Raw genomic sequence first — 23526 nt, 5'->3', positions numbered from 1 at the left:
TTTCATTTTTTTCTATATTTGCTTACGTACTACAGGCAGTATTCAATATAAGTGTAGTTACAGTAGCTCCAGTATTCTGGACTATTTTAGGTTTTGCCGGGGCTTATATTATAAATTTTAAAGATTATTAGTTTGAGGAGGAGAATAGTAGATGAAAATAGTTTTAACCGGTTTTATGACTGCAGGAAAGACTACAGTCGCCAAAATTCTGGCTGATAAAAAGAATTTTAATTTTTATGATAGTGATGATTTAATAGAAGCCAGAGAAAAGATGAGTATTGAGGAGATTTTTACAGTTAAAGGAGAAGATTATTTTAGAGAAGTTGAAAAAGATATTATAGGTGAGCTGCTAAATTCAGACGAAGATCTGGTTTTATCTCCGGGAGGAGGAGCTGTTTTAAATGATGAACTGCGGCAGCTGATGCTGAATCAGGCTGAAGTTTTCTGTCTTGATGTTAGTGCTGAGGAAGTACTGAGCCGAAATAAAAATGATGAAATTGTCAGACCTCTTTTGGAGGTCGATAATCCTCTGGGGAAAATTAATTCTCTTTTAACTGAAAGGGAAAAGTATTATCAGGAGATTCCCATTCATTTTGATAGTGAACGATATTCAGCAGCTGAAATTGCTGACCAAATTTTAGCAGAGATTCCTGATCAAAAACTTAAAATTGAAATTAAGGCTCAAAACTCTTCTTATCCTGTAATAGTTGATAAAAATTTTAAACAGAGCAGTTTTAATATAATTTTAGAGAAGATAAAAGGACGAAAAGTATTCTTACTGGCCGATCAAATAGTAATGGACAACCATGCAGAACCAATTCTTAGTCTAATCAAAAAAAATGCTGAACTTATCAAATTAGAACTTGAGGCTGGAGAAAAAATCAAGGACCTTGAGTATTTAAAGCAGGCATATGATATTTTATATGAAAATAATTTTACTCGTTCAGATTATGTAATTGCTTTTGGAGGAGGTACAATTGGAGATCTTGGAGGCTTAATTGCTTCAACGTATTTACGAGGATTAAAATTGATTCAGATGCCTACAACTTTGATTTCTCAGCTTGACAGTAGTGTAGGAGGGAAGACAGCTGTAAATTTTAGAGATACTAAAAATTTAATCGGTAGTTTTTATCAGGCTGATCTTGTCTATTATCAATTGCACTGGCTTGATAGTCTGGAGATGAGAGAAATAAAATCAGGTCTGGGAGAGGTAATTAAATATGCTATCCTGGGTGGTAATCCGCTTTTTGATATTTTAAATAAGAACAGAAAAGAAATTATAAATTTAAATAAAGACATTATGCTTAAAATCTCAAAAATTTCTCTAGAAATGAAAGATTATTATGTAAGTGAAGATGTAAAAGATCGGGGATTACGCAAAAAATTGAATTTGGGACACAGTTTTGGTCATGCTGTAGAAGGCGCGGAAAAATTTAGATTTAAACATGGTGAGGCTGTTGTGATGGGAATAGCTTTTACAGCTTTTTTATCGTATAAAATTGGTGATTTAAAGAAAGATGTTTTTAATAAAATTATTGATTTGATTCAAACTTTTGATTATCAAATTTTTCCATCTCAAGACATTGAAGCTGCAGAACTGGCATCATATATTGCACATGATAAAAAAATTAGTGATAATAAAATGTGGTGGGTTTTGATTAAGGATTTAGGTTCTACATACTTAAGTGATGAATTTGATCACAAAAATATTCAAAAATATATGGAGGAATACTTATGCAAAAAGTGGCTGTAATACATGGTCCTAATTTAAATATGCTGGGATTGAGAGAGCCAGAAATTTACGGGACAACAAATTTAGAAATGTTAAATGAAGATTTAAAAGTGAAAGCTAAAGAGATAAATGTAAAAATTGAAATTATTCAGAGCAACCATGAGGGCGAGATTTGTGATTATTTACATCAAAATTATAAAAATTTGGATGGTGTAATTATCAATCCAGGTGGTTTGACTCATACTAGTGTTGTATTGAGGGATGCACTGGCTTCTGTAAGAATACCGGTAATTGAAGTGCATATTAGTAATATCCACCGCCGGGAAGAGTTTAGAAAGAAATCTATAACTGCCGAAGCGGCTGTTGGTCAGATTACCGGACTTGGAGTATATGGATATCTTCTGGCTTTAGATGCTTTAAAAGAGGTTTTGCGAAAGGAGAAATATTAGTGGAAAAACGTATAAATAAACTTAGAGAAAAAATGAAAGAAAAAGATATTGAGGCTTTTTTGGTCACGAAAAAAGAAAATGTTCGCTATTTAAGTCAATTTACTGGAACTGCAGGTAAGCTTTTAATTACAGAAACTGATAGTGTTTTTATTACTGATTTTCGCTATTTGGATCAGGCTGCAGAACAGACTGATGGCTGTGTAATTGAAGAAATTAGCAGTAATTTCATTGAGGGTTTTGCAGAGTTAATAAAAAGAAAAAAAATTAACAATTTAAGTTTTGAAAGTCAGGACCTTAATTTTAAAACATATCAGAAATTGAAGAATAAATTAGAAGTAGAAAGTCTAAATCCTGTTGAATCAGTGGTTGAAGACTTAAGAATGATTAAAGATTTAAATGAAGTAGATAAGATAAAAAAAGCTGTGGAAATTGCTGATAGAGCCTTTGATTTTTTACTCGAATTTATTGAAGTTGGTAAAAGTGAAAAAGAAATTGCGCTTGAGCTTGAATTTTTTATGAAAAAAAATGGTGGGGAGGCAAATGCCTTTGATTTTATAGTAGCTTCCGGTAAAAGAGGAGCATTACCTCACGGAGTTGCTTCAAAAAAGATTATAGAAAAGGGAGATCTGATAACCATTGATTTTGGTACAGTTTTTCAGGGCTATCATTCTGATATTACCAGAACAGTGGCTGTCGGGGAGCCTGATTCCGAACTTAAAGAAATCTATCAGCTTGTTTTACAGGCCCAGCAAAAAGTGATTTCTAAAATTAGCAGTGGAATGGACTGTATTGAGGCAGATAAGATTGCTAGAGATTTAATTAAAGAAGCCGGCTATGGAGATAACTTTGGTCATGGTCTGGGCCATGGAATAGGACTTGAAATTCACGAAAATCCAAGGTTGTCTTATACTTCGGACGGGATTTTGAAACCAGGAATGGTAGTTACGGATGAACCTGGTATTTATATTTCTGGTCTGGGTGGAGTTAGAATTGAAGATGATTTATTAATAACTGAAGAGGGATGTGAAGTTTTAAATTCAGCTCCTAAAGAACTGATTGTTTTATAAACTTATACGGCTGAAATTAAGCAAGAATTAATTTAATTAACTTAATATTGTTCAGTTTAATAATTTGTTTAAAAAGCTAATTTCTGCTATAATTGAACTGCAACAAAAAATAGTGGAGGTGCTTTAAATGATTTCAACAAATGATTTCAATACAGGTTTAACAATAGAGCTGGATGGAGAGGTTTATCAGGTAATTGAATTTCAACATTCAAAATCCGGCAGAGGTAGTGCATTTGTTAGAACGAAATTAAGAAATGTTGAGGAAGGTTATACAATTAGCAAAACTTTCAAGGCAGGAGAAAAGGTTGAAACAGCTCATGTAGAGAAAAAAAAGATGCAGTTTTTATACTGGGATGGTAGTGATTATATTTTTATGGATAATGATACATATGAGCAGTTTCATTTAAGTGAAGAACAGCTTGGAGATAAGGTGAAATATTTAAAAGAAAATATGGAACTTGATATAGCTGTCTATCAGGGTAGGCCGATCGATATTGAACTGCCAACTTTTGTTGAACTAAAAGTTGAAGATACTCAGCCAAATATTAGAGGTAATACTGTTTCTGGTGGAAGCAAACCAGCTACAATGGAAACAGGCCTTGTTGTTCAGGTTCCATTATTTATTGAAGAGGGAGATATACTTAAAATTGATTCCCGAAGTAATGAATATATAGAACGAGTTAACAGTTAAATATTTTTGAGGGGGGAATTTAAAGATGAATTATGTAATCATTGGCGCGGGAGCTGCTGGAGTTTCTGCGGCAAAAGAGATTTTGAAAAACCGGGATAATGGGGATCAAATTTCTATTTTTACAGATGAAAATTATCCTTTTTATTATAGACCTCGACTTATAGAATGTCTTTCCGGTGAGGTTCAAGTTGAAGATATTATTATTAATGATCAACAGTGGTTTGAAGATAATAATATCGATCTTTATCTCAATCAAAAGATCATCGAGATTGACAGCCAGAATAAATTGGTTAAGAGTGAAAAAGATCAATTTTCTTACGATAAATTACTGCTGGCAAATGGTTCGCACTGTTTTGTTCCCCCATTTACTGGCGTAGAGTTGGATAATATTTTCACTTTAAGAACGGCTGCTGATTTAAAAGAGATTAATAAAGCCGCAGAAACTGCCCAAAAAGCTGTTGTCGTTGGTGGGGGACTTTTAGGTCTGGAAATTGCTTATAATTTTGCTAAAGCGGATCTGGATACAACTGTGCTGGAAGTAGCACCTTATTTGCTGCCGATGCAGCTGGATAAAAAGGGCGGAGATCTGCTGGAAGCTAAATTGAAACAAAATAATGTCAAAGTTGTTACTGATGCTAAAACTAAAGGTTTTAAAGGTCAGCAGAACGTAGAAAAAGTAATTTTAGAAAATCAGGAGATTGAGGCTGATCTTGTTTTAATCTCGACCGGTGTTCGCTCTAATACTTCTTTAGTTGAAAATTTAGATATTGATAAAAATAGGGGAGTTATTGTTAATAAAAGAATGCAGACTTCAAATTCTGATATTTATGCAGCGGGGGATGTGGCAGAGTTTAATGATAAAATCTATGGGATCTGGCCTCCTTCGCTGGCCCAGGGAAGAGTTGCTGGTACAGTTATGAGTGGTGGTCAGGCTGAATTTGATGGTTATGTACCATCTCATAAATTAAAGGTTGCCGGAATTAATGTAGTTTCTCTGGGAGAATTAAATAAAGAAGGAGAATTTGAGGAAGAAATTCTGGAAGATAATGAAACCTATGTTAAAGTAATAAAGAATAAGGGAGAAAAAATTGGGGCTCTAATTGTTGGACAGTATTCAGAACAAAATCAAATTCTGGCTGACATAAAAAGATGATTATTTAGTAAAATGAGGGAGGTTAAATTATGAGTGATGAAGAAATTAAAGATATTAAAGCAGAAGAAGTAGAAGCAGAAGAAATTGATGAGGGCAGTATTAAGATCGCTGACGAAGTAGTAGGAATAATAACTGGTCTGGCAGCAACTGAAGTAGAAGGTGTAGCTGGTATGAGTGGTGGTCTTGCAGGTGGAATTGCTGATATGCTGGGTAGAAAAAGTTTGAGTAAAGGTGTTAAAGTTGAAGTTAGTGATGAAACAGCTTCTGTTGATGTTTATGTAATTATAGAATATGGTAATTCTATTCCAGATGTTGCCTGGAAGATTCAGGATAATGTAAAACAGGCTATTGAAGGAATGACTGGTTTAAATGTTAAAGCAGTTAATGTTCATGTTCAGGGGGTAAATTTTCCTGAAGACGAAAAAGAGGAAACGGAAAATAAAGTAGAGGAAGTAGAGACCGAAGAATAATTTATTCTTTGAAAATGATTGGAGGTTAAGCCATGAAAATTATACAAAATATATTTTCCTTTTTAATCGCTTTAATTCTCATCGTTTTAACAATTACTCTTTCTCTATATAGTTTTGGACTTTTATCTGCTAATTTTATTCCTGATCTAATATCTGGCAGCTATAATAACTGGCAAATTGGAGTAGTATATCTACTATTTCTTTTAATGGCGATTTTTGTAATCTATCCTTATTTTACAGACCGCCAATTTAAATCAACAAGATTATTAAGTTCAGAATCTGGAGATATTACTATAACAATTTCTGCTCTTTCTAATCTGATCAAAGATCGAGTTAAAGAAAAAGAAAAATTTGAGGATATAAGAATTAAACTGGAAGAAAAAGAAGAAGGTTTAAAAATTATATTAAGCGGAAAGCTAACGGTACCTGGAGATCTACCGGCTATTAGTGAGAATATCCAGCATGATTTAAACAATTATATTAAACAGACCACGGGAATTCAGGTGGAAAAGGTTCAAATTAGAATTGATGATGTAAGAAAAGATAGTAAACTGCCTGAAAATGTGGAATGAGGTGGTCTATAAATGGATAAAAATCAACTGAAAGAAGAGTTAGTTCAATTAATATATGTGAATCTCAAAAAAATAACCGGAGCTGTGATTGGTTTAATTATTGGGATTTTATTTTTAACAGTTGGGTTTTTTAAAACATTATTACTCTGTCTGACTACTTTGTTCGGCTATTACTTTGGTTCTCGCTGGCGTTTTGAAGAAGATTTAAAAGATTTTATACTAAGAATTATTCCAGAAAGATTTAAATAGAGTTAGAAATGAGGTATTTTCTTTATGCAAAAAGTTTCGAGACACAAACAGAGGATCTGGGTACTCCAGATTCTTTACGGACTGGACATCAGAAAAAAGCTTGATCTTGAAAACTCAAAAAAAAGCTACAGAGATTTTATGAATGAAAAAAGTGCTCTGGCTGATGATTTATATGCTGAAGAGCTGCTTGATGGTATTATTATGGAACTTGAACTCCTGGATGCGCAGATTGATCAGTATGCTATAAACTGGAATATAGAAAGAATGTCTGCAATTGATAGAAATATTTTAAGAATTGCTGCTTATGAAATTCAGCATGATATTCCAACAAAAGTAGCTATTAATGAAGCTGTAAAGATTGCCAAAAAGTATGCAGATGAGAGTTCACCATCATTTATTAATGGGATACTGTCTAAATTTGCTTAAAAAGGGGGCTTAAAGCCTTCTTTTTTTGTTTTTTAAATATTTTTATGGTATATTTTATTTAGTAAACTATGGTAGTTAGAGAAATAAAAAGGTTTTGGTAACTGGAACTAATAAGATTAAATAAGTTAATGGGGTGTGGAGATGGAATATTCAGCAAGAATTGCAAAAATTGAAGAATCAAAGACAATAGCTGTCAGTACAGCCGCCAATAAATTGACAGCAGCAGGAGAAGATGTGGTAAGTTTTGGTGCAGGAGAGCCAGATTTTCCTACACCGGACTTTATTAAAAAAGCTGCAGCAGAAGCGATGAAAAAAGGATATACAGGTTATACCTCTGCTTCAGGGCTGCCAGAATTAAAACAGGCAGTAGTTAATAAATTTGCTTCTGATTATTCTTATAAATATTCTACAGAAGAAGTAATTGTCTGTAATGGTGGTAAGCAGGTATTATTTAATGGTTTATCAGCTATTTTAGCAGAAAATGATGAGGTTTTAATTCCTAAACCTTACTGGGTTTCATATCCAGAGCTAGTAAAATTAGCTGGTGGGAGACCTGTTCTGGTTGAAACAGAGGCTAAAAATAAATATAAATTAAAAGCAGCTGAATTGAGAAAAAATATTACTGAAAATACAAAAGCAGTTATTATTAATTCACCTTCTAATCCGGATGGACATTTTTATACTCAGTTAGAATTAGAAGAACTGATAGGTGTTTTGATTGAAAAGGATATTTTTGTTATTAGTGATGAAATTTATGATAAACTTTTATATGATGACAGAGAATTTAAATCAATGATTGAACTTTTCCCTCAGCTAAAAAATAGACTTTTAGTAGTCAATGGAATGTCTAAATCATATTCCATGACCGGCTGGAGGGTGGGTTTTGGGTTTGCAAATCAGGAGTGGATTAAAAATATGGCTAAAATTCAGAGTCATACTACTTCCAATGTAAATACCATTGCTCAGTATGCAAGTGCAAAGGCTCTGAATAATGATAAACTGGATCAAATTATTAAAAAGCGGAAAGATATTTATCAGCAGAGAAGAGATCTTACAGCCGAGTTGCTGGCTGATATTAAAGGTTTAAAAGCAATCAAACCTGCAGGAGCTTTTTATTTCTTTATTGATATTTCGGGATTAAAAAACAGAAAAATTAATGGCGAGAAAATTAAAGGATCACTCTCTTTTGCTGATTTACTTTTAGAGGAAAAGAAAGTAGCTGTAGTACCAGGAATTGCTTTTGGAATGGATAATTTTATCCGGATTTCATTTGCTCTGGGAGAAGAAAGGATTAAAGAAGGAATTAAGAGGATAGGAGATTTTGTAGCAAGTCTCAATTAGTTTTAAGTAAATAAAAAAAGAGCAGAGAAATCTGCTCTTTAAATTCATTATTAAATTAAAATGGTGCGAAAGGAGGGATTCGAACCCTCACGGTCGTGAGACCACTAGACCCTGAACCTAGCGCGTCTGCCAGTTCCGCCACTTTCGCACTGACAAATAATATTTTAACTTAAATATTTAAATTTGTCAAGGTGATTTTTTCAAATATTGTTTATGAAAATAAAATCTTACATTAAAACTTTAAGATAAATTGTATAATTAAATGCACGCGGTGATTTTAAAACTTTAAGAAAAAAATAACTTGACTCCAGTTCGAATTATTTCTGAAATTAAGGAGGATTTAAGGGAGCGGTTAAAGAATAATATATAGAAGCAGGCTTTTTTTGCTCAAGTTTTAAAAATTCAGGAGGGAAAATATGTACGAAATTTTAGAAAAGGAAGTTCTGGCACCCACAATTAAAAAGTTAAAGGTTAAAGCACCTTTGATTGCCAAAAAAACTAAACCAGGTAATTTTATTATATTAAGAGTGGATGAAAAAGGGGAACGAATTCCACTCACTGTTGCAGATTACGATCGTAAAACTGGTGTAATTTCTATTATTTTTCAGGAAGTTGGTTATTCTACAAAATTATTAGGTAAGATGGATAAAGGTGATCAGATACAGGATATAGTTGGGCCTCTTGGTCATCATATTGATCTGGAAGGATATGAAAAGGTAGTATTATTAGGTGGTGGTTCAGGGACTGCTCTCTTATATCCTAAGGTCAGAGGTTTTTATGAGCAGGGAGCTGAAGTAATCAGCATTACCGGGGCCAGAACCAAAAATTTAATTATTTTAGAAGAAGAATTAGAGAAGTATAGTGACAGATTATTTATTGCAACTGATGATGGTAGTTACGGTCATCATGGCTTTGTGACTGATATTTTAAAAGATTTATTGGAAAAAGAAGATGACATAGATTTAGTAGTTGCCATTGGACCTGTGCCAATGATGAAGGCAGTGGCTGATTTGACTAAAGAGTATGGAGTAGAAACTATTGTTAGTTTAAATACTATTATGGTTGATGGGACAGGAATGTGTGGTGCCTGCAGGGTAACTGTCGGTGGAGAAAGGAAATTCACCTGTGTTGATGGACCTGCTTTTGATGCTCATCAGGTTGATTTTAATGAATTAATGAACAGGCTTAATTTTTATCAAAATGAAGAAGATTTAGTATATGATACAGCAGTCGAGGAGGATAATTAATGGCTTTACAGAAAAAGAAGACGCCGATGAAAGAGCAGGCGCCTGAAGAGAGAATTAAAAATTTTAAAGAGGTTCCTTTTGGCTATAGTGACAAAGAAGCAGTTGTTGAAGCGGAAAGATGCTTACAGTGTAAACATCAACCCTGTGTTGAAGGATGTCCAGTTCATGTGCCAATACCCCAGTTTATCCAGGCTGTAATAGATGGTGATGTAGTTGAAGCAAATCAGATTATTAAAAGCAAAAATAATCTTCCAGCTGTCTGTGGACGTGTCTGTCCTCAGGAGGAGCAGTGTGAAGATGTATGTGTAATGGGAATCAAAAATGAGCCGGTAGCTATTGGTCGCCTGGAGCGTTATGTTGCAGATTATAATATGGAGCGGGGCACAGATAGTACCAGTGCGGAAGAGATAGAAAAAATGAAGGTACCAGAATTAGAAGGCAGAAAGGTTGCGGTAATTGGAGCCGGTCCTGCAGGTCTTACTGCGGCTGCTGATCTTGCAAAATATGGGCTTGAAGTTACAATTTTTGAAGCTCTACACGAAACAGGTGGAGTGCTGCGCTATGGGATTCCTGAATTCAGACTTCCCAAGGCTATTGTTGATCAGGAAGTTGAAGCAATCAAAGAACTCGGTGTAGATATTCAATTAAATGTAGTTGTTGGTAAGTCAATTACAGTTGATGAACTATTTGAAAAAGGCTATGAATCACTATTTATTGGTGTTGGTGCTGGTCTGCCGAGATTTTTAAATATTCCTGGTGAAAACTTAAATGGAGTTTATTCTGCCAATGAGTTTTTAACCAGAGTTAATCTGATGAAAGCCTTTAAATATCCAGAATATAAAACACCAGTAGTTGTTAAGGATAAAGTTGCAGTTGTTGGGGCTGGAAATGTTGCGATGGATGCAGCTCGAACTGCTAAAAGACTGGGAGCAGAAGATGTTTATATAGTATATAGAAGAGCTGAAGAGCAGATGCCTGCACGTAGTGAGGAAATACATCATGCTCGGGAAGAAGGGATTGAATTTAAACTTTTAAATAATCCGGTTGCAATTCATGGAAAAGAGGGCAGAGTTTCTCAAATGGAATGCCAGCAGATGGAACTTGGAGAAAAGGATGATTCAGGTAGAAGACGGCCAATTCCAATTGAAGGTTCTAACTGGATGCTGGATCTGGATACTGTAATAATAGCTATTGGTCAGAATCCAAACCCGCTTTTAACTTCTAATACAAAAGATCTAAAGACGAAAAGCTGGGGTGGAATAGAGGTCAATGAAGATCAGCAGACCAGTCGGGAAGGTGTATATGCTGGAGGAGATGTTGTTACTGGAGCTGCCACTGTTATTAAAGCAATGGGTGCCGGCAAAACAGCTGCAGAAAATATTAAGAATTACTTGTTAGAGAAATCTAAAAAATAGAGTGGTTGATTTTATGTCAGATTTATATCAGGATAATCTATTTACAAAAAAAGAAAAAAAGATCTATACAGTAGAGGAAATTACAGAGTATCTTCAGGCTTTAATTAAAGAAGATGCTCTTCTTTCTGACTTCTGGATAAGTGGTGAGATCTCTAATTTTTATCATCACAGTTCCGGTCATATGTATTTTACTCTAAAAGATAAAAATTCCCAGCTGAAAACAGTTATGTTTAAAGGCTATAATTCTTCTCTTGACTTTGAGCCTGAGGAGGGAATGCAGGTTGAAGCCAGGGGGAATTTAGATATTTATGCCCAGCGAGGAGAATATCAATTTTATGCCAGGGAAATGGAAAGAGCCGGCAAAGGAAAACTTTATCAAGCCTTTGAAAAATTGAAAGCCAGATTAGAAAAAGAAGGCCTCTTTGCAGAAAGCAAGAAAAAAGAAATTCCATTTCTGGCCAGTAAAATAGGAATTGTTACTTCTCCCACTGGAGCAGCAATTAGAGATATTCTTTCGGTGATGAAAAGACGGACTGGTAATTTTTCTGTACTGATAGTTCCGGCTCATGTTCAGGGAAATCTGGCTAAAGGTGAAATTAAAGCCGGAATTGAGTATTTAAATAGTAGAGATGATATTGACCTAATTATTATCAGTCGCGGTGGAGGTTCAATCGAAGATCTCTGGCCCTTTAATGAAGAAGAGGTGGCCCGGGCGATTTATGCTTCCAGACTACCTGTAATCAGCGGTGTTGGTCATGAAACTGATTTTACAATTTCAGATTTTGTAGCTGATTTAAGAGCTCCGACACCTTCTGCAGCAGCGGAACTGGCAACTGCAAATCGAGAAGAAATTTTAAATAGGCTCAATAATTTATCACAGAGGCTTGTAAACAGCAGTGCTACTAAGCTTAGAGAATTAAAAAATCATTTAAAAGGTATTTCTGAACGCAGAATATTTGCCTCACCGGAAGAACTGTTTAGAGATTATGAACAGGAACTTGACAGTATAGAAACAAAATTAAACCATCAGATTGAAAGGAAATATAATGATTGGGAAAATAAATATCAATTATTTTATCAGAGGTTGAATAATTTAAGTCCACTTAAAACTCTGGACCGTGGTTATACCATTCTTCAGGATCAGAATAAAAAAACAATCAGCTCAATCAGGCAAACTGCTGCTGGTGATCAGCTTAGAGCACGCTTGAGTGATGGTCTTTTAGAACTGGAAGTAAAAGCTAGTAGAAAAGTTGGTGATATAAATGAGTGAAAATAAAAAGGAAGCTAAAATTAAAAAAGAAAATGAAGGAATTAATAGAGAAAAACTTGATTTTGAATCAGCTCTGGAGAAATTACAAAAAATTGTAGAAGACCTTGAAAAAGGTGGTTTATCACTGGATGAAACTCTGGCTGAATTCAGTCAGGGGATGAAGCTGCTTAAATTTTGCCATCAAAAACTTGATAAGGCGGAAAAGAAGATTGAATTAATGCTTAAAGATGATGGGGAGTTTACTGAGGAGATACCTTTTGAAACTGAGATTGAGGAGGATTAAATTTGCATGCAATAAAAGAAATATTGAATCTAAAAGCAAAAGAAGTTGAAGCTACTTTAGAAGAGCTGATGAATTTAAGAGAAGAGATAGCTCCCCGATTAACGGAGGCGATGAAATATACTCTGCTTTCAGGTGGTAAAAGGATTAGACCGGTTTTATCACTTTTAACTGTGGAATTGCTGGAAGGGAATTACCAGGCTGCTTTAAAGGCGGGTTCTGCTCTGGAAATGATTCACAGTTATTCTTTAATTCATGATGATCTACCTGCAATGGATGATGATCAGCTGAGGCGGGGTAAAAAAACAAATCATCTTGTTTTTGGAGAAGCTACAGCAATATTAGCAGGTGATGCGCTTCTTACATATGCTTTTGAGCTTTTATCAGAACTTAAAATTGAGCCTGAAGCTAAAATAAGAATAATTGCAAATACTGCAAAATTTTCTGGCTATCAGGGAATGGTTGGTGGTCAGATTCTGGATTTAGAGGCTGAGAATAAAAAACTTAGTCTTGAAGAGATGCAGCAAGTTCACAGAGCAAAAACAGGTGCCTTGATTAAGGCTTCTGTCTTAAGTGGACTTTACTGTTCTAAGTTTACTGAGCCAGAAAAAAAAGCACTGTTAAATTATGCAGAAAATATTGGTGTTTTATTCCAGATTGTTGATGATTTACTTGATCTTACAGGTGAAACAGAAAAAATGGGGAAGGTTGTTGGTAGAGATCAGGAGTTAAATAAAGCCACTTATCCTAAACTAATGGGAACAAAAGCTGCTCAAAAGGCCGCCCGGGAATATGCTCAAAAGGCCGCCCGGGAATATGCTCAGAAGGCAAAAGCAGAATTAAAAATTTTTGGTGATGAGGCTCAGAATTTAAAGGATTTAGTTGATTATATTCTGAACAGAGAGCATTAATTGAAGGGTTATTATAAATGTGTTATAATTAGTTAAAATGCAGATGGTGCAGTATTCTAGTCAGCATACTATCTTTGAAGGCGGGCCTAAAAATCCGTCAACGGGCATATCGATGAAGTTCTTTGTAATGGCTGCTGACGCCCAGTCGGGGGCCATTGCAGAGAGATAAGGGTTTGGGGCGATCCACAACGGCATGTGGGCGTTGACCCCTTTCTCGCGGAGGCCTGGTCGAGTTATATTAATGGATACATAGCAAGGCCAGGTTCACCTGTTTTTAACCGCAAGGTTAAACAGTGTAGCCTGCTTTGAAGTGGTACTGGAGACAGTAGCAAAACACAGGTGCCAGGATCCAGCTCTGGGTTGAACCTGCTGGAAACCAGTACTGCAAAAGAAGCTAGGAGATAGTTCAAATGCTGTCAAGGAAAACTTCTAGACTGTCTATAAAGGGATATAATAGGGATTAAAGTGTGTTCTGAGTGGTAATTCAGCTCTGTAGAGGGAGACCCTACAGCGGGAATTTAATGAGAAATCTCCTGGATGGTGACAGATGGGAATTCCCGGGGAAAACCTGCTGGACCTATGACACAGCATTTATCTATTATATTACCATCTGTTATTTTATTAATTGAGGTGAATATTTTGGCTAATTTAAAGAGCAGTATTATTATTGCTATTATGACTTTTTTTATTGCGGTAAGTGTCTCATCAGTCTCACAGACACAGGTACAGTTTGTACCATTACCGATGGCAGTAATAATACTGTTAATTATTATTATAATAGGTGTTTTGTCTGATATGGTTGGGGTTGCTGCTACAGTATCGCGAACTGAACCATTTAATGCTAAAGCTGCCAAAAAAATATTTGGAGCTAAAACTTCTTTATATCTTGCAAAAAATGGTGACAAAGTAGCAAGTTTAATGTGCGATATAGTTGGAGATATTTGTGGAACTATCAGTGGAGCAATTAGTGCAGTAATAGCTATTGATTTAATTAATTATTATGGTTTTTCAAATTTATGGACCAATCTGATAATAATTGGTCTGGCTTCCGCTTTAACTGTTGGTGGTAAAGCTTTTTTTAAGTATTATGGAATGAAAAACTCTACAAAAATAATTTTTCTGGTTGGCAGATTACTGGCGTTTTTTTATCTGTTTTATGATAAAATTTACGGTTTTTTAAAAAAGAGGTGGATTTAATGAGTGACTATTTAGCAAAAATAAATGGAATAGATGATTTAAAAAGATTAAAAGGATCACAGCTTAAAGAACTGGCGGCTGAAATTCGAGAGTTTTTACTAAATAATATTTCGGAAACTGGTGGTCATCTGGCTTCAAACCTGGGAACAGTAGAACTGACCATTGCTCTGCATCATTATTTAAATAGCCCCACGGATAAAATAATCTGGGATGTTGGCCATCAGGCTTATACTCATAAAATTTTAACTGGCCGCAAAGATTGTTTTGCAAATTTAAGGCAGAAAGATGGACTTAGTGGTTATCCTAAGTGTACTGAATCTCCTCATGATATAATAGGTGCCGGACACAGCAGTACATCAATTTCAGCTGCGGTCGGACTGGCTATGGCACGAGAAAACTTAAATCAAATGGGAGATATATATGCAGTAATTGGTGATGGAGCTCTAACCGGAGGGATGGCTTTTGAGGCTTTAAATCATGCCGGTCACATTGGTGCTGATATTAATGTAATTTTAAATGATAATGAAATGTCAATTTCCAATAATGTTGGAGCTATTTCTAATTATTTATCAACTTTAAGAAATGACCCTAAATTAAAACGAGTAAAAGAAGATATAGAATTTTTAATTAATAAAATTCCTCGTTTTGGTAATACTGTTTCGAATACGGTTGAGCGGGTTAAAAGTGCCTTAAAATATAGTTTTATTCAGGGTGTGCTTTTTGAAGAATTTGGCTTTAATTATTTAGGTCCTGTTGATGGTCATAATATTATTGAATTAATGAAACACTTTAAACAGGCGGAAACAATAGATGGACCTGTTCTTTTACATGTAATAACCAAAAAGGGAAAGGGTTATCCCCCGGCAGAAAAAAATCCAGACAGGTTCCATGGAGTTGGAGCTTTTAATATTGCAGATGGAAGTTCTCGAAAAACAAAGTCGAAAGCGAGTTACAGCAAAATTTTTGGTGAAACTCTAAGTAGGCTGGCTGCTGAAGATAAAAAGATTGCTGGAATAACTGCCGCTATGCCCTCTGGAACTGGTATGGAGATATTTGCTCAATCTTTTCCGGAAAGATACTATGATGTTGGAATTGCAGAACAGCATGCGGTAACAATGAGTACAGGACTGGCCAGAGGTGGAATGAAACCTGTCTGTGCGATTTATTCAACTTTTTTACAGCGAGCCTATGATCAGGTTATTCATGATGCTGCTATTCAGAATTTAGATTTAACTCTGGCTGTTGATAGAGCAGGTATTGTTGGTAATGATGGGGAAACACATCAGGGGTTATTTGACTACTCATTTTTGCGTCCGATCCCCAATCTTGTTATGATGGCTGCCCGGGATGCAGAACAGCTGCAGCATATGCTATTTACTGCTGTTAATTATAAAGGTCCAGCTGTTCTTCGCTATCCTAGAGGTGCAGCTGCTGGAGATTATATATCTCATCAGATAGCAGATTTAAAAAAATTAGAAATCGGCAAGGCAGAAGAGTTGATTAAAGTTGAATCAGAAATGGATCTGACAATCCTTGCTATAGGATCAACAGTATATCCTGCTCAAAAAGCAGCCAGAATTTTAAATGAAAATGGCCATAAAACGGCTTTAATTGATGCCCGCTTTGTTAAACCTCTGGATGAAGAAATGATTATCAGAGCGATTAAAAATTCAAATAATGTTATTACAGTAGAGGAACAGGTTCTGGCAGGAGGTTTTTCCTCTGCAGTTCTCGAACTGGCTGCCGATAGAGGTGTCACTTTAAAAAACATTAAAAGAATTGGTGTTGGAGATGAATTTGTCAGTCAGGGTGGAATGGAAGAAATGAAAGAAGAATATCAGCTGGATGGTAGAGGTATTCTTGAAAATGCACTTTCTTTGCTGGCACCAGCTGAGGAGGTAAATAAGTTATGGCCAGAAAAGAAAGACTAGATGTTGTAGTAACTGAAAAGGGATTATTTAGGAGCCGTTCCCAGGCTAAAAGAGCAATTATGGCAGGTCTAGTTTTTGTTGATGGAGAAAGAGAAGATAAGGCGGGAACTCAGGTTGATCCCGAAGCAGATATCGAATTTAGAGGTGATAAAAACCCCTATGTGAGTCGCGGAGGTCTGAAGTTAGAAAAAGCACTGAAAATTTTTACTATTGATCCTGCAGGAAAAGAGGCAATAGATATTGGTGCTTCTACCGGAGGATTTACAGATTGTTTATTACAGCATGGGGCCAGTAAAGTATATGCAGTTGATGTTGGTTACGGTCAGCTGGCCTGGAAATTGCGCCAGGATGATCGAGTTGAGGTGCTGGAGAGATGTAATTTTCGTTATTTGGAAAAAGAACAATTGCCGGTCGAAGTTCCTTTAGTAGTTACTGATGTTTCTTTTATTTCTCTGAGATTAATTGTTCCTGGAGTTAAAAAATTTATCACTAAAAATGGAGATTTCATTGCTTTAATAAAGCCGCAATTTGAAGCCGGTAGAGATCGAGTCGGAAAAAATGGAGTGGTTAAAGATCCAGCAGTTCATTTAGATGTGATTGAAAATTTAAGTGATTTTTTTCTTAAAGAAGGATTTGAGCCGGCTGCTCTCGATTATTCACCAATTACCGGTGCTGCCAGTAAAAATATAGAATATTTAGTTCATCTGCGATATAGAGAAAAAATTGACGAGTTTAACCGACAAGACTGGCAGCAAAAGATTAATCAAACTGTCAGGTTTGCTCATACAGAGCTGGGAGGTTCTTAAAATGGATAAAGCTGCGTTAATAATTAATTTGGATAAAAAAGAAGCTTTTACTGTTGCTGAAAGAGCTATCGAATGGTTTAAAAATAAAGACAAAAAATTTTTAATTGAAAAAAGGGCTGCATTTCAACTGGATCAGAAGCAAAGAGCAGCTGATTATCAAAAGATAAAACGAGAAGCTGATTATATTATAATCATCGGAGGGGACGGAACTTTTTTACATAGTTCTCATCATTTTATTGGCAGCGAGATTCCTCTTTTAGGAATCAATGTAGGTCATCTTGGTTTTTTAACCGATGTAGAAACCGAAGAATTAACTAAAGCTTTAGAAATGATTGATAACAATAACTATAATATAGAAAAAAGAATGATGCTTCAGACAGAACATTATCGCAGTGAAAAAAAAATTAACAGCAGTTATGCTCTTAATGATTATGTGATCAATAGAGATCCCGATTCACAGATGCTTAAAATCGAACTTTATATTAATAATGAACTTGTTAATAATTTTAGAGGAGATGGTCTAATCATTGCTTCTCCAACTGGATCCACTGCCTACTCTCTCTCGGCAGGAGGCCCAATAATCAATCCGCGTCAGATTAAGGCAATATTAATAACTCCAATCTGCCCTCATAATCTTCATCTGCGACCAATGGTAATTTCACCTGAAGAAAGAATTAGGATTAGAGTTGACAGTGATGGTCGTTCTGTTAAGGGCTGTGCAGATGGCAGACAAAAAAATGAAATTATACCTGGGGATGAAATTTATATTAGTGGAGCAGATCAGGAATTGTCAATTATAAAATTGCCGGATAGAACATTTTATACAACTGTAAAAGAAAAAATGCATCTTGCCTAATTGAACTGACAGGAGGATAAAAATATGCTCAGTGATTTACAGGTTAAAAACTTTGCCTTAATTAATAAGGTCAATATCAATTTTAAACAGGGTTTAAACATTTTGAGTGGAGAAACCGGTGCCGGTAAGTCAATAATAATTGGTGCTCTTGATCTTCTGCTGGGTGCCAGAGCAAATAGTGATATAATTCGCAGTGGTAAAAAAGCAGCCTATATTTCTGCTTTTTTTCAGCCTGAAGAGCTTAAAATTATCAATGATATATTAACTGAAACCGGTATTGAACAGGAAGAAAATGGGATATTGATTGCCAGAGAAATTAGGGAGAATGGTCGCAATAGAACATTAATAAATGGTCAGCTTGCTACTCTAAAAATTGTTAAAAAAATTAGTCGTTATTTAATTGATATTCACGGTCAGCATGAACATCAATTACTTTTAGATCAGGGTTCTCATTTGATGATCCTTGATGCCTTTATTGGTGACAAGATAACTCACTTAAAAGCTGAAATTAATAATTTATACCAGGAATTACTTGATCTCAGAAATGAACTTTCAGAAATTGAAATAGATGATGCTCAGAGAGCCAGAGAGCTGGATATTATTAATTTTCAGATTGAAGAAATTGAAGCGGCGGGTCTTGAAGCTGGAGAATATGAAAAGTTAAAAGATGAATATAAAACATTATCTCACGGTGAAGAAATCTATCGAGTTATTACAGAAATAATGTCATCTCTAAGTGGTGATAACTATAAAGATCAGGGAATAATGGATCGCCTTTCTATTTTGAAAAATAAATTCGAAGAAGTCGAAGATTATAACCAGGAACTAAAAGAACTTAACAAAAAATTTACAGATATCTATTATAGTCTGGAAGAATTTAGCTTTGATCTGGCAGATTTTGAAAGTTCTTTTGCTTATGATGAAGAAAGAATATCAATACTAAGTGATCGCCTGGATTTGATAAATACACTTTTGAGAAAATATGGTGAAGATGTAGAAACTGTAATCTCTTATTTACAGGAACTTTATCAAAAAAGAGATAAATTAGAAAATGTTGAAGAAAAAATTGTCTCTTTAACCAAAAAAGAAGAAAATTTAATTCAGCGTTTAAAAGTAAAATCAGGCAAATTATCTGAGACCAGAAAAAAGCATGCTAAAAATTTAGAAGTTCAGCTTAAAAATGAATTAAAAGATCTGGCAATGGAAGATGTTAGATTTGAAGTTAGTTTTACCGAAAAAGAAATTTCGGCAGTTGGTACTGATCGGATTGAATTTTTGATTTCACCCAATAGAGGTGAGGATTTAAAACCACTTTCAAAAATTGCCTCTGGAGGCGAACTATCCCGAATAATGCTTTCTTTAAAAACCATTACAGCCGCTCTGGATCAGGTTGATACTTTAATTTTTGATGAGGTTGATAGTGGTGTTGGTGGTAAGACAGCAGCTAAAATGGCGGCAAAACTTACCCAGATCTCAAATGATCGCCAGATTATCTGTATTACACATTTACCACAGCTAGCCAGTGCAGCAAATCATCATTTTTTAATCAAAAAAGAAAAGGGAGAAAATAGGACTTTCACTAAGATTCATAGTTTAGACAGAGCCGAAAGAATTAGAGAGATTGCCAGGATGATCGGTGGGACAACGATTACTGACAAAACTCTGGCTCATGCAGAGGAGATGCTGTTACTGGCCAATAAATAGGGAGATATAATAATTTAGATTGGGAGCAAAAAAAATTTTCAGCAGGGACTGAAAATGTTTTTTTAAATAATTGAGGGGGAAATAAATTGGAGAAAACTATTGATGTTTTGATTGTTGATGATAATAAGGAATTTTGTCAGCTGCTGGCTGAATTCTTTTCTGAAAAAGACGATTTTAATGTTCTTGAAATGCTTTATGATGGTGAACAGGCTCTGGATTATCTCGAAAATAAAAAACAACCTGATGTTTTAATTTTAGACTTAATTATGCCTCATCTGGATGGTATTGGAGTTTTAGAAGAGTTAAACTCACAGGAATTAATAGATGAGATGAAGATTATTGCTTTAACTGCAATGGGTCATGATAAAATTATGAAAACAGTTCTTGAACTTGGTGTCCATTATTATATTATGAAACCTTTTGATCTTGATAGATTAAGTCAGCGAATAAAACAGTTAATGGATCAAAACACTGTAATAGCTGATAACATAAGAGTTCAAGAAGCAAAATTAGAAGTTGAAAATGGAAATTACAAACCACTAATTACTCAAATTATTCAGGAGCTTGGGATACCAGCTCATATTAAAGGTTATCGTTATGTAAGACAGGCTGTTGAACTTGTAATCAAAGATATGGATTTACTGGGAGCTGTTACAAAAGAGTTGTATCCCCAGGTGGCAGAAAACTTTGATTCTACTCCCAGCCGAGTGGAGAGAGCTATCAGACATGCAATTGATGTTGTCTGGCAGCGGGGTAATCAAAGAGCTCTGGAAAAATATTTTAAAAACAATATAAAAGAAAATGCTAAGCCAACCAATTCTCAATTTATTGCCAGAATTGCAGATAAAATTATGGTTGATTTAAAAGTTTCATAAATGGAGGCCTATAATGCAGATAAAAAAAGAAAAAAAGATTTCAGGTAAAACAATTTATGCGGGCAATATTTTAAAATTATACCGGGATGAAGTTGAATTTCCAAATCAACACAGATCCACCAGGGAAGTAGTTGAACATAGTGGAGGTGTTTCTATACTGGCAGAAAATGAAAAGTCTGAGGTTTTATTAATCAAACAGTATAGATATCCTGTTGATGAGGTTATTTATGAAATTCCAGCTGGAAAGTTGGAGCCGGCTGAAGAAATAGTGGATTGTGCCAAAAGAGAGCTGAGGGAAGAGACGGGTTATGATGCTGAAAAATTTACAAAACTATTTGAATTTTTCCCTACTCCCGGTTACAGTACTGAAACTATTTACATTTATCAGGCTGAAAATTTAAATTTTGTTGGTAGAGATTTAGAAGAGGGAGAATATATTGAAGTTGTTCCTAAAAGCAGAAAAGAGTTAAAGGAACTTCTTTTAAATGGAAAAATTAAAGATAGTAAAACTTTAATTGCAATAATGTATTATCTTGGTGATTTTTAATGTTAAAGAAATACTTTGCAGACTTACATATTCATATTGGCGGTGGCAGTGATGGGAGTCCGGTTAAAATTACTGCTTCCAGAAAATTAAACTTTCCTAATATTTTAAAAGAAGCAGCTTTTAAAAAAGGGCTTAATATTATTGGTATTATTGACTGTGCTTCTCCAGTGGTGTTAAACGATATTGATAAAATGCTGGCTGCAGGAGAAATGAGGGAGCTCTCCAGTGGTGGAATTCTTTATCAGGATCAGCTTTTGGTACTACCAGGAGCCGAAATTGAAAGTAGAGAAAAAAATGGTGGGCAGGTACATTATCTGGCTTTCTTTCCAAAGATAAAACAGATTAAAAATTTTAGTACCACAATGGATAACTATATTACTAATATAACTTTAAGTTCTCAGGCTGCAAGTTTGACAGGCAAAGAACTTTTAAAAATTATAGAATATCATGGTGGAATAATGATACCTGCTCACATATTTACCCCCCACAAAAGTTTTTACGGTAGAGCCTTTAGTAATTACAGAGAAGTTTTTACTGAAGCAGAATGGGATAAAATACCAGCAATTGAACTGGGACTTAGTGCTGATACTTTGATGGCGGATTTGTTGCCTGAACTAGGCAGCAAAACTTTCCTGAGTAATTCTGATGCTCATTCACTTCCTAAAATTGCTCGAGAATATAATATTATGGAACTAGAATCTCTAGATTTTGAATCGGTTCTAAAGGCACTCAAAAGAGAATCAGGAAATCGGATTAGCAAAAATTATGGTTTAAATCCTGAACTGGGAAAATACCACCGAACATACTGTGAAAAATGTGAAACTATTTTTAGTGGTCCAGAGGCAGTGTTAGATTGTCCAGAGTGTGATTCTGATAAAATTATTACTGGAGTAAAGGATAGGATTTTAGAGATAGCAGAAAATAAAGTTCCCCAACATCCAGAGCACAGACCGGATTATATTTATCAGGTACCACTTCTGGATATTCCTGGTATTGGCAAAAAAACTGCAGCTAAACTTTTTGAAAATTGTGGTACAGAAATGGATGTTATTCATAATTTATCTCAGGCTGAACTGAAGGATTGTATGAGTTCCAGGATTTTTCAGAAAATAAAAAAAGCCCGTCAGCATGATTTTGATTTTAAATCCGGTGGCGGTGGAACTTATGGTCAAGTGATTTTTTGAGATTGATTCTTATAAAATAAAGAAAGAAGGTTAAATGATGGCAGATAATAAATTAAGCAAATATGCCGAATTACTTGTTGATTATTCACTTGCAGTAAAAAAAGGTGATCAGGTTTTAATTCAGGGTGAAGATATCAGTCAGGATTTGATTAAAGAAGTTTATAAAGAAGTGCTAAAAAAGGGTGGTCACCCGCTGGTAATAACTAAATTTGCCGAACAGGAAGAGTTGTTTTATAAATATGCAGCTGAAGAACAGCTTGACTACAGTGCTCCTTTTACTAAATACCTAATGGAAAATGTAGATGCCTCTTTAAGGATTCTGGGACATAATAATACTAAAAATCTGGCAGGAGTTGACCCTGAAAAAATTAAAAGACATTCGATTGCCCGCAAAGAGATTAGTGAAATTGTAATGAACAGAGCTGCAGAAGGTACATTAAACTGGAATATTTGTCAGTTTCCGACTCACGCTGATGCTCAGGAAGCAGGTATGTCTTTAGGTGACTATCGTGAATTTGTTTATCAGGCCTGTCATCTGGATAAAAAGGATCCAGTAGCTTATTGGACAGAATTTGGTAAAGAGCTGGAAAGAATAGCTAAAATTTTAAATCAAAAAGATGAACTTCATTTTATTTCTGAAGCGACAGATTTAAAATGCAGGGTTGGGGGCAGAACCTGGGTTGCAGATAAGGGTAAAGAAAATTATCCAGGTGGTGAAGTTTTTACCGGCCCAATTGAGGACAGTGTTGAAGGCAAAATTAGATTCTCTTTCCCCGGTATCTATAGTGGTAAAGAAATTGAAGATATTCAATTAGAATTTAAAAATGGCAAAGTAATCAACGCTTCAGCAGCTAAAGGCGAAAAATTGCTGCACTCACTACTGGATACAGACGAAGGATCTCGCTATGTAGGGGAAGTAGCAGTAGGCTGTAATAAAGGTATTACCCAGTTTACTAGAAATATGTTATTTGATGAGAAAATTGGAGGTACTATCCACTTAGCACTTGGCCGCAGTTATCCAGAGACAGGTGGGAAGAATATTTCTACAATTCATTGGGATATGCTCTGTGATATGAAGGATGGCGGAGAAATTTATGCTGATGGAGAATTGATCTATCGTGATGGTAAATTTATAATTTAATGGAGGTTTTAA

Annotated in this window: 24 protein-coding genes and 1 tRNA gene; 24 read left to right on the top strand and 1 reads right to left on the bottom strand. The window is 35.1% G+C overall.

The genetic code is table 11. The features are described from left to right. The first annotated feature begins 151 nt into the window (after positions 1 to 151). The 10 genes from aroB to BW929_RS01550 all read left to right on the top strand — a co-directional run bounded on the left by aroB (position 152) and on the right by BW929_RS01550 (position 8150). Positions 152 to 1753 (top strand): 3-dehydroquinate synthase, encoded by a 1602-nt coding sequence (gene aroB / locus BW929_RS01595; RefSeq protein ID WP_076543607.1) that lies wholly within the window; start codon positions 152 to 154, stop codon positions 1751 to 1753. Continuing rightward, positions 1735 to 2181, top strand: a complete 447-nt coding sequence (aroQ, locus tag BW929_RS01590; RefSeq protein ID WP_076543606.1) for a type II 3-dehydroquinate dehydratase — start codon at positions 1735 to 1737, stop codon at positions 2179 to 2181. Before aroB ends, aroQ begins: the two co-directional genes overlap by 19 nt. Continuing rightward, positions 2181 to 3248 carry a M24 family metallopeptidase gene (locus BW929_RS01585; protein WP_076543605.1) on the top strand — a complete coding sequence of 356 codons (1068 nt, stop codon included), beginning with the start codon at positions 2181 to 2183 and terminating at the stop codon, positions 3246 to 3248. The genes aroQ and BW929_RS01585 overlap by 1 nt, the downstream gene beginning before the upstream one ends. Before the next feature lie 127 nt (positions 3249 to 3375). After that, the gene (gene efp, locus BW929_RS01580) at positions 3376 to 3939 is read left to right on the top strand and encodes an elongation factor P (RefSeq protein ID WP_076543604.1); all 564 of its coding nucleotides are present in this window, start codon (positions 3376 to 3378) and stop codon (positions 3937 to 3939) included. A gap of 25 nt (positions 3940 to 3964) precedes the next feature. Continuing rightward, entirely contained in the window at positions 3965 to 5092 is a 1128-nt protein-coding gene (locus BW929_RS01575; RefSeq protein WP_076543603.1) for an NAD(P)/FAD-dependent oxidoreductase, read from the top strand. 29 nt (positions 5093 to 5121) lie between these two features. Continuing rightward, positions 5122 to 5562, top strand: coding sequence for an Asp23/Gls24 family envelope stress response protein (locus tag BW929_RS01570; protein WP_076543602.1), 441 nt, complete (start codon positions 5122 to 5124; stop codon positions 5560 to 5562). Between the two features lie 32 nt (positions 5563 to 5594). Then, positions 5595 to 6134 carry an alkaline shock response membrane anchor protein AmaP gene (amaP, locus tag BW929_RS01565; protein ID WP_076543601.1) on the top strand — a complete coding sequence of 180 codons (540 nt, stop codon included), beginning with the start codon at positions 5595 to 5597 and terminating at the stop codon, positions 6132 to 6134. A gap of 12 nt (positions 6135 to 6146) precedes the next feature. Further along, entirely contained in the window at positions 6147 to 6383 is a 237-nt protein-coding gene (locus tag BW929_RS01560; protein WP_076543600.1) for a DUF2273 domain-containing protein, read from the top strand. Between the two features lie 24 nt (positions 6384 to 6407). After that, complete coding sequence (nusB, locus tag BW929_RS01555; protein WP_076543599.1) at positions 6408 to 6809, top strand: transcription antitermination factor NusB; 402 nt, start codon at positions 6408 to 6410, stop codon at positions 6807 to 6809. 141 nt (positions 6810 to 6950) lie between these two features. Then, positions 6951 to 8150 carry a pyridoxal phosphate-dependent aminotransferase gene (locus tag BW929_RS01550; protein ID WP_076543598.1) on the top strand — a complete coding sequence of 400 codons (1200 nt, stop codon included), beginning with the start codon at positions 6951 to 6953 and terminating at the stop codon, positions 8148 to 8150. A 61-nt stretch (positions 8151 to 8211) separates the two neighbouring features. Here BW929_RS01550 and BW929_RS01545 read toward each other — a convergent pair. Next, positions 8212 to 8298, bottom strand: a tRNA-Leu gene (locus BW929_RS01545). A 268-nt stretch (positions 8299 to 8566) separates the two neighbouring features. Here BW929_RS01545 and BW929_RS01540 point away from each other — a divergent pair. The 14 genes from BW929_RS01540 to BW929_RS01475 all read left to right on the top strand — a co-directional run bounded on the left by BW929_RS01540 (position 8567) and on the right by BW929_RS01475 (position 23514). Next, positions 8567 to 9397, top strand: a complete 831-nt coding sequence (locus BW929_RS01540; protein ID WP_076543597.1) for a sulfide/dihydroorotate dehydrogenase-like FAD/NAD-binding protein — start codon at positions 8567 to 8569, stop codon at positions 9395 to 9397. After that, positions 9397 to 10812: an NADPH-dependent glutamate synthase gene (gene gltA, locus BW929_RS01535; RefSeq protein WP_076543596.1), complete on the top strand. Its 1416-nt coding sequence runs from the start codon at positions 9397 to 9399 to the stop codon at positions 10810 to 10812. Before BW929_RS01540 ends, gltA begins: the two co-directional genes overlap by 1 nt. Before the next feature lie 13 nt (positions 10813 to 10825). Then, positions 10826 to 12082: an exodeoxyribonuclease VII large subunit gene (xseA, locus tag BW929_RS01530; protein ID WP_076543595.1), complete on the top strand. Its 1257-nt coding sequence runs from the start codon at positions 10826 to 10828 to the stop codon at positions 12080 to 12082. After that, entirely contained in the window at positions 12075 to 12365 is a 291-nt protein-coding gene (xseB, locus tag BW929_RS01525; protein WP_084566043.1) for an exodeoxyribonuclease VII small subunit, read from the top strand. Before xseA ends, xseB begins: the two co-directional genes overlap by 8 nt. A gap of 2 nt (positions 12366 to 12367) precedes the next feature. Continuing rightward, positions 12368 to 13273, top strand: coding sequence for a polyprenyl synthetase family protein (locus tag BW929_RS01520; protein WP_076543594.1), 906 nt, complete (start codon positions 12368 to 12370; stop codon positions 13271 to 13273). A gap of 630 nt (positions 13274 to 13903) precedes the next feature. Then, positions 13904 to 14470 carry a hypothetical protein gene (locus BW929_RS01515; RefSeq protein ID WP_233493697.1) on the top strand — a complete coding sequence of 189 codons (567 nt, stop codon included), beginning with the start codon at positions 13904 to 13906 and terminating at the stop codon, positions 14468 to 14470. Then, the gene (dxs, locus tag BW929_RS01510) at positions 14470 to 16401 is read left to right on the top strand and encodes a 1-deoxy-D-xylulose-5-phosphate synthase (RefSeq protein WP_076543593.1); all 1932 of its coding nucleotides are present in this window, start codon (positions 14470 to 14472) and stop codon (positions 16399 to 16401) included. Before BW929_RS01515 ends, dxs begins: the two co-directional genes overlap by 1 nt. After that, positions 16380 to 17207 (top strand): TlyA family RNA methyltransferase, encoded by an 828-nt coding sequence (locus BW929_RS01505; protein ID WP_076543592.1) that lies wholly within the window; start codon positions 16380 to 16382, stop codon positions 17205 to 17207. The genes dxs and BW929_RS01505 overlap by 22 nt, the downstream gene beginning before the upstream one ends. A 1-nt stretch (position 17208) precedes the next feature. Further along, positions 17209 to 18063, top strand: a complete 855-nt coding sequence (locus tag BW929_RS01500) for an NAD(+)/NADH kinase (protein ID WP_076543591.1) — start codon at positions 17209 to 17211, stop codon at positions 18061 to 18063. Positions 18064 to 18087: 24 nt separating this feature from the next. Continuing rightward, the gene (gene recN / locus BW929_RS01495) at positions 18088 to 19767 is read left to right on the top strand and encodes a DNA repair protein RecN (protein WP_076543590.1); all 1680 of its coding nucleotides are present in this window, start codon (positions 18088 to 18090) and stop codon (positions 19765 to 19767) included. Between the two features lie 86 nt (positions 19768 to 19853). After that, positions 19854 to 20642 (top strand): sporulation transcription factor Spo0A, encoded by a 789-nt coding sequence (gene spo0A / locus BW929_RS01490; protein ID WP_076543589.1) that lies wholly within the window; start codon positions 19854 to 19856, stop codon positions 20640 to 20642. A gap of 13 nt (positions 20643 to 20655) precedes the next feature. After that, positions 20656 to 21189, top strand: coding sequence for an NUDIX hydrolase (locus BW929_RS01485; RefSeq protein ID WP_076543588.1), 534 nt, complete (start codon positions 20656 to 20658; stop codon positions 21187 to 21189). Beyond that, positions 21189 to 22373 (top strand): endonuclease Q family protein, encoded by a 1185-nt coding sequence (locus tag BW929_RS01480; protein WP_076543587.1) that lies wholly within the window; start codon positions 21189 to 21191, stop codon positions 22371 to 22373. Before BW929_RS01485 ends, BW929_RS01480 begins: the two co-directional genes overlap by 1 nt. 37 nt (positions 22374 to 22410) lie before the next feature. Continuing rightward, positions 22411 to 23514: an aminopeptidase gene (locus BW929_RS01475; RefSeq protein WP_076543586.1), complete on the top strand. Its 1104-nt coding sequence runs from the start codon at positions 22411 to 22413 to the stop codon at positions 23512 to 23514. Positions 23515 to 23526 lie beyond the last annotated feature (12 nt).

It is taken from the genome of Halanaerobium kushneri (assembly GCF_900156285.1).
Taxonomy (GTDB): Bacteria; Bacillota; Halanaerobiia; order Halanaerobiales; family Halanaerobiaceae; genus Halanaerobium; species Halanaerobium kushneri.
This window is presented reverse-complemented; position numbering and strand designations above follow the sequence as displayed.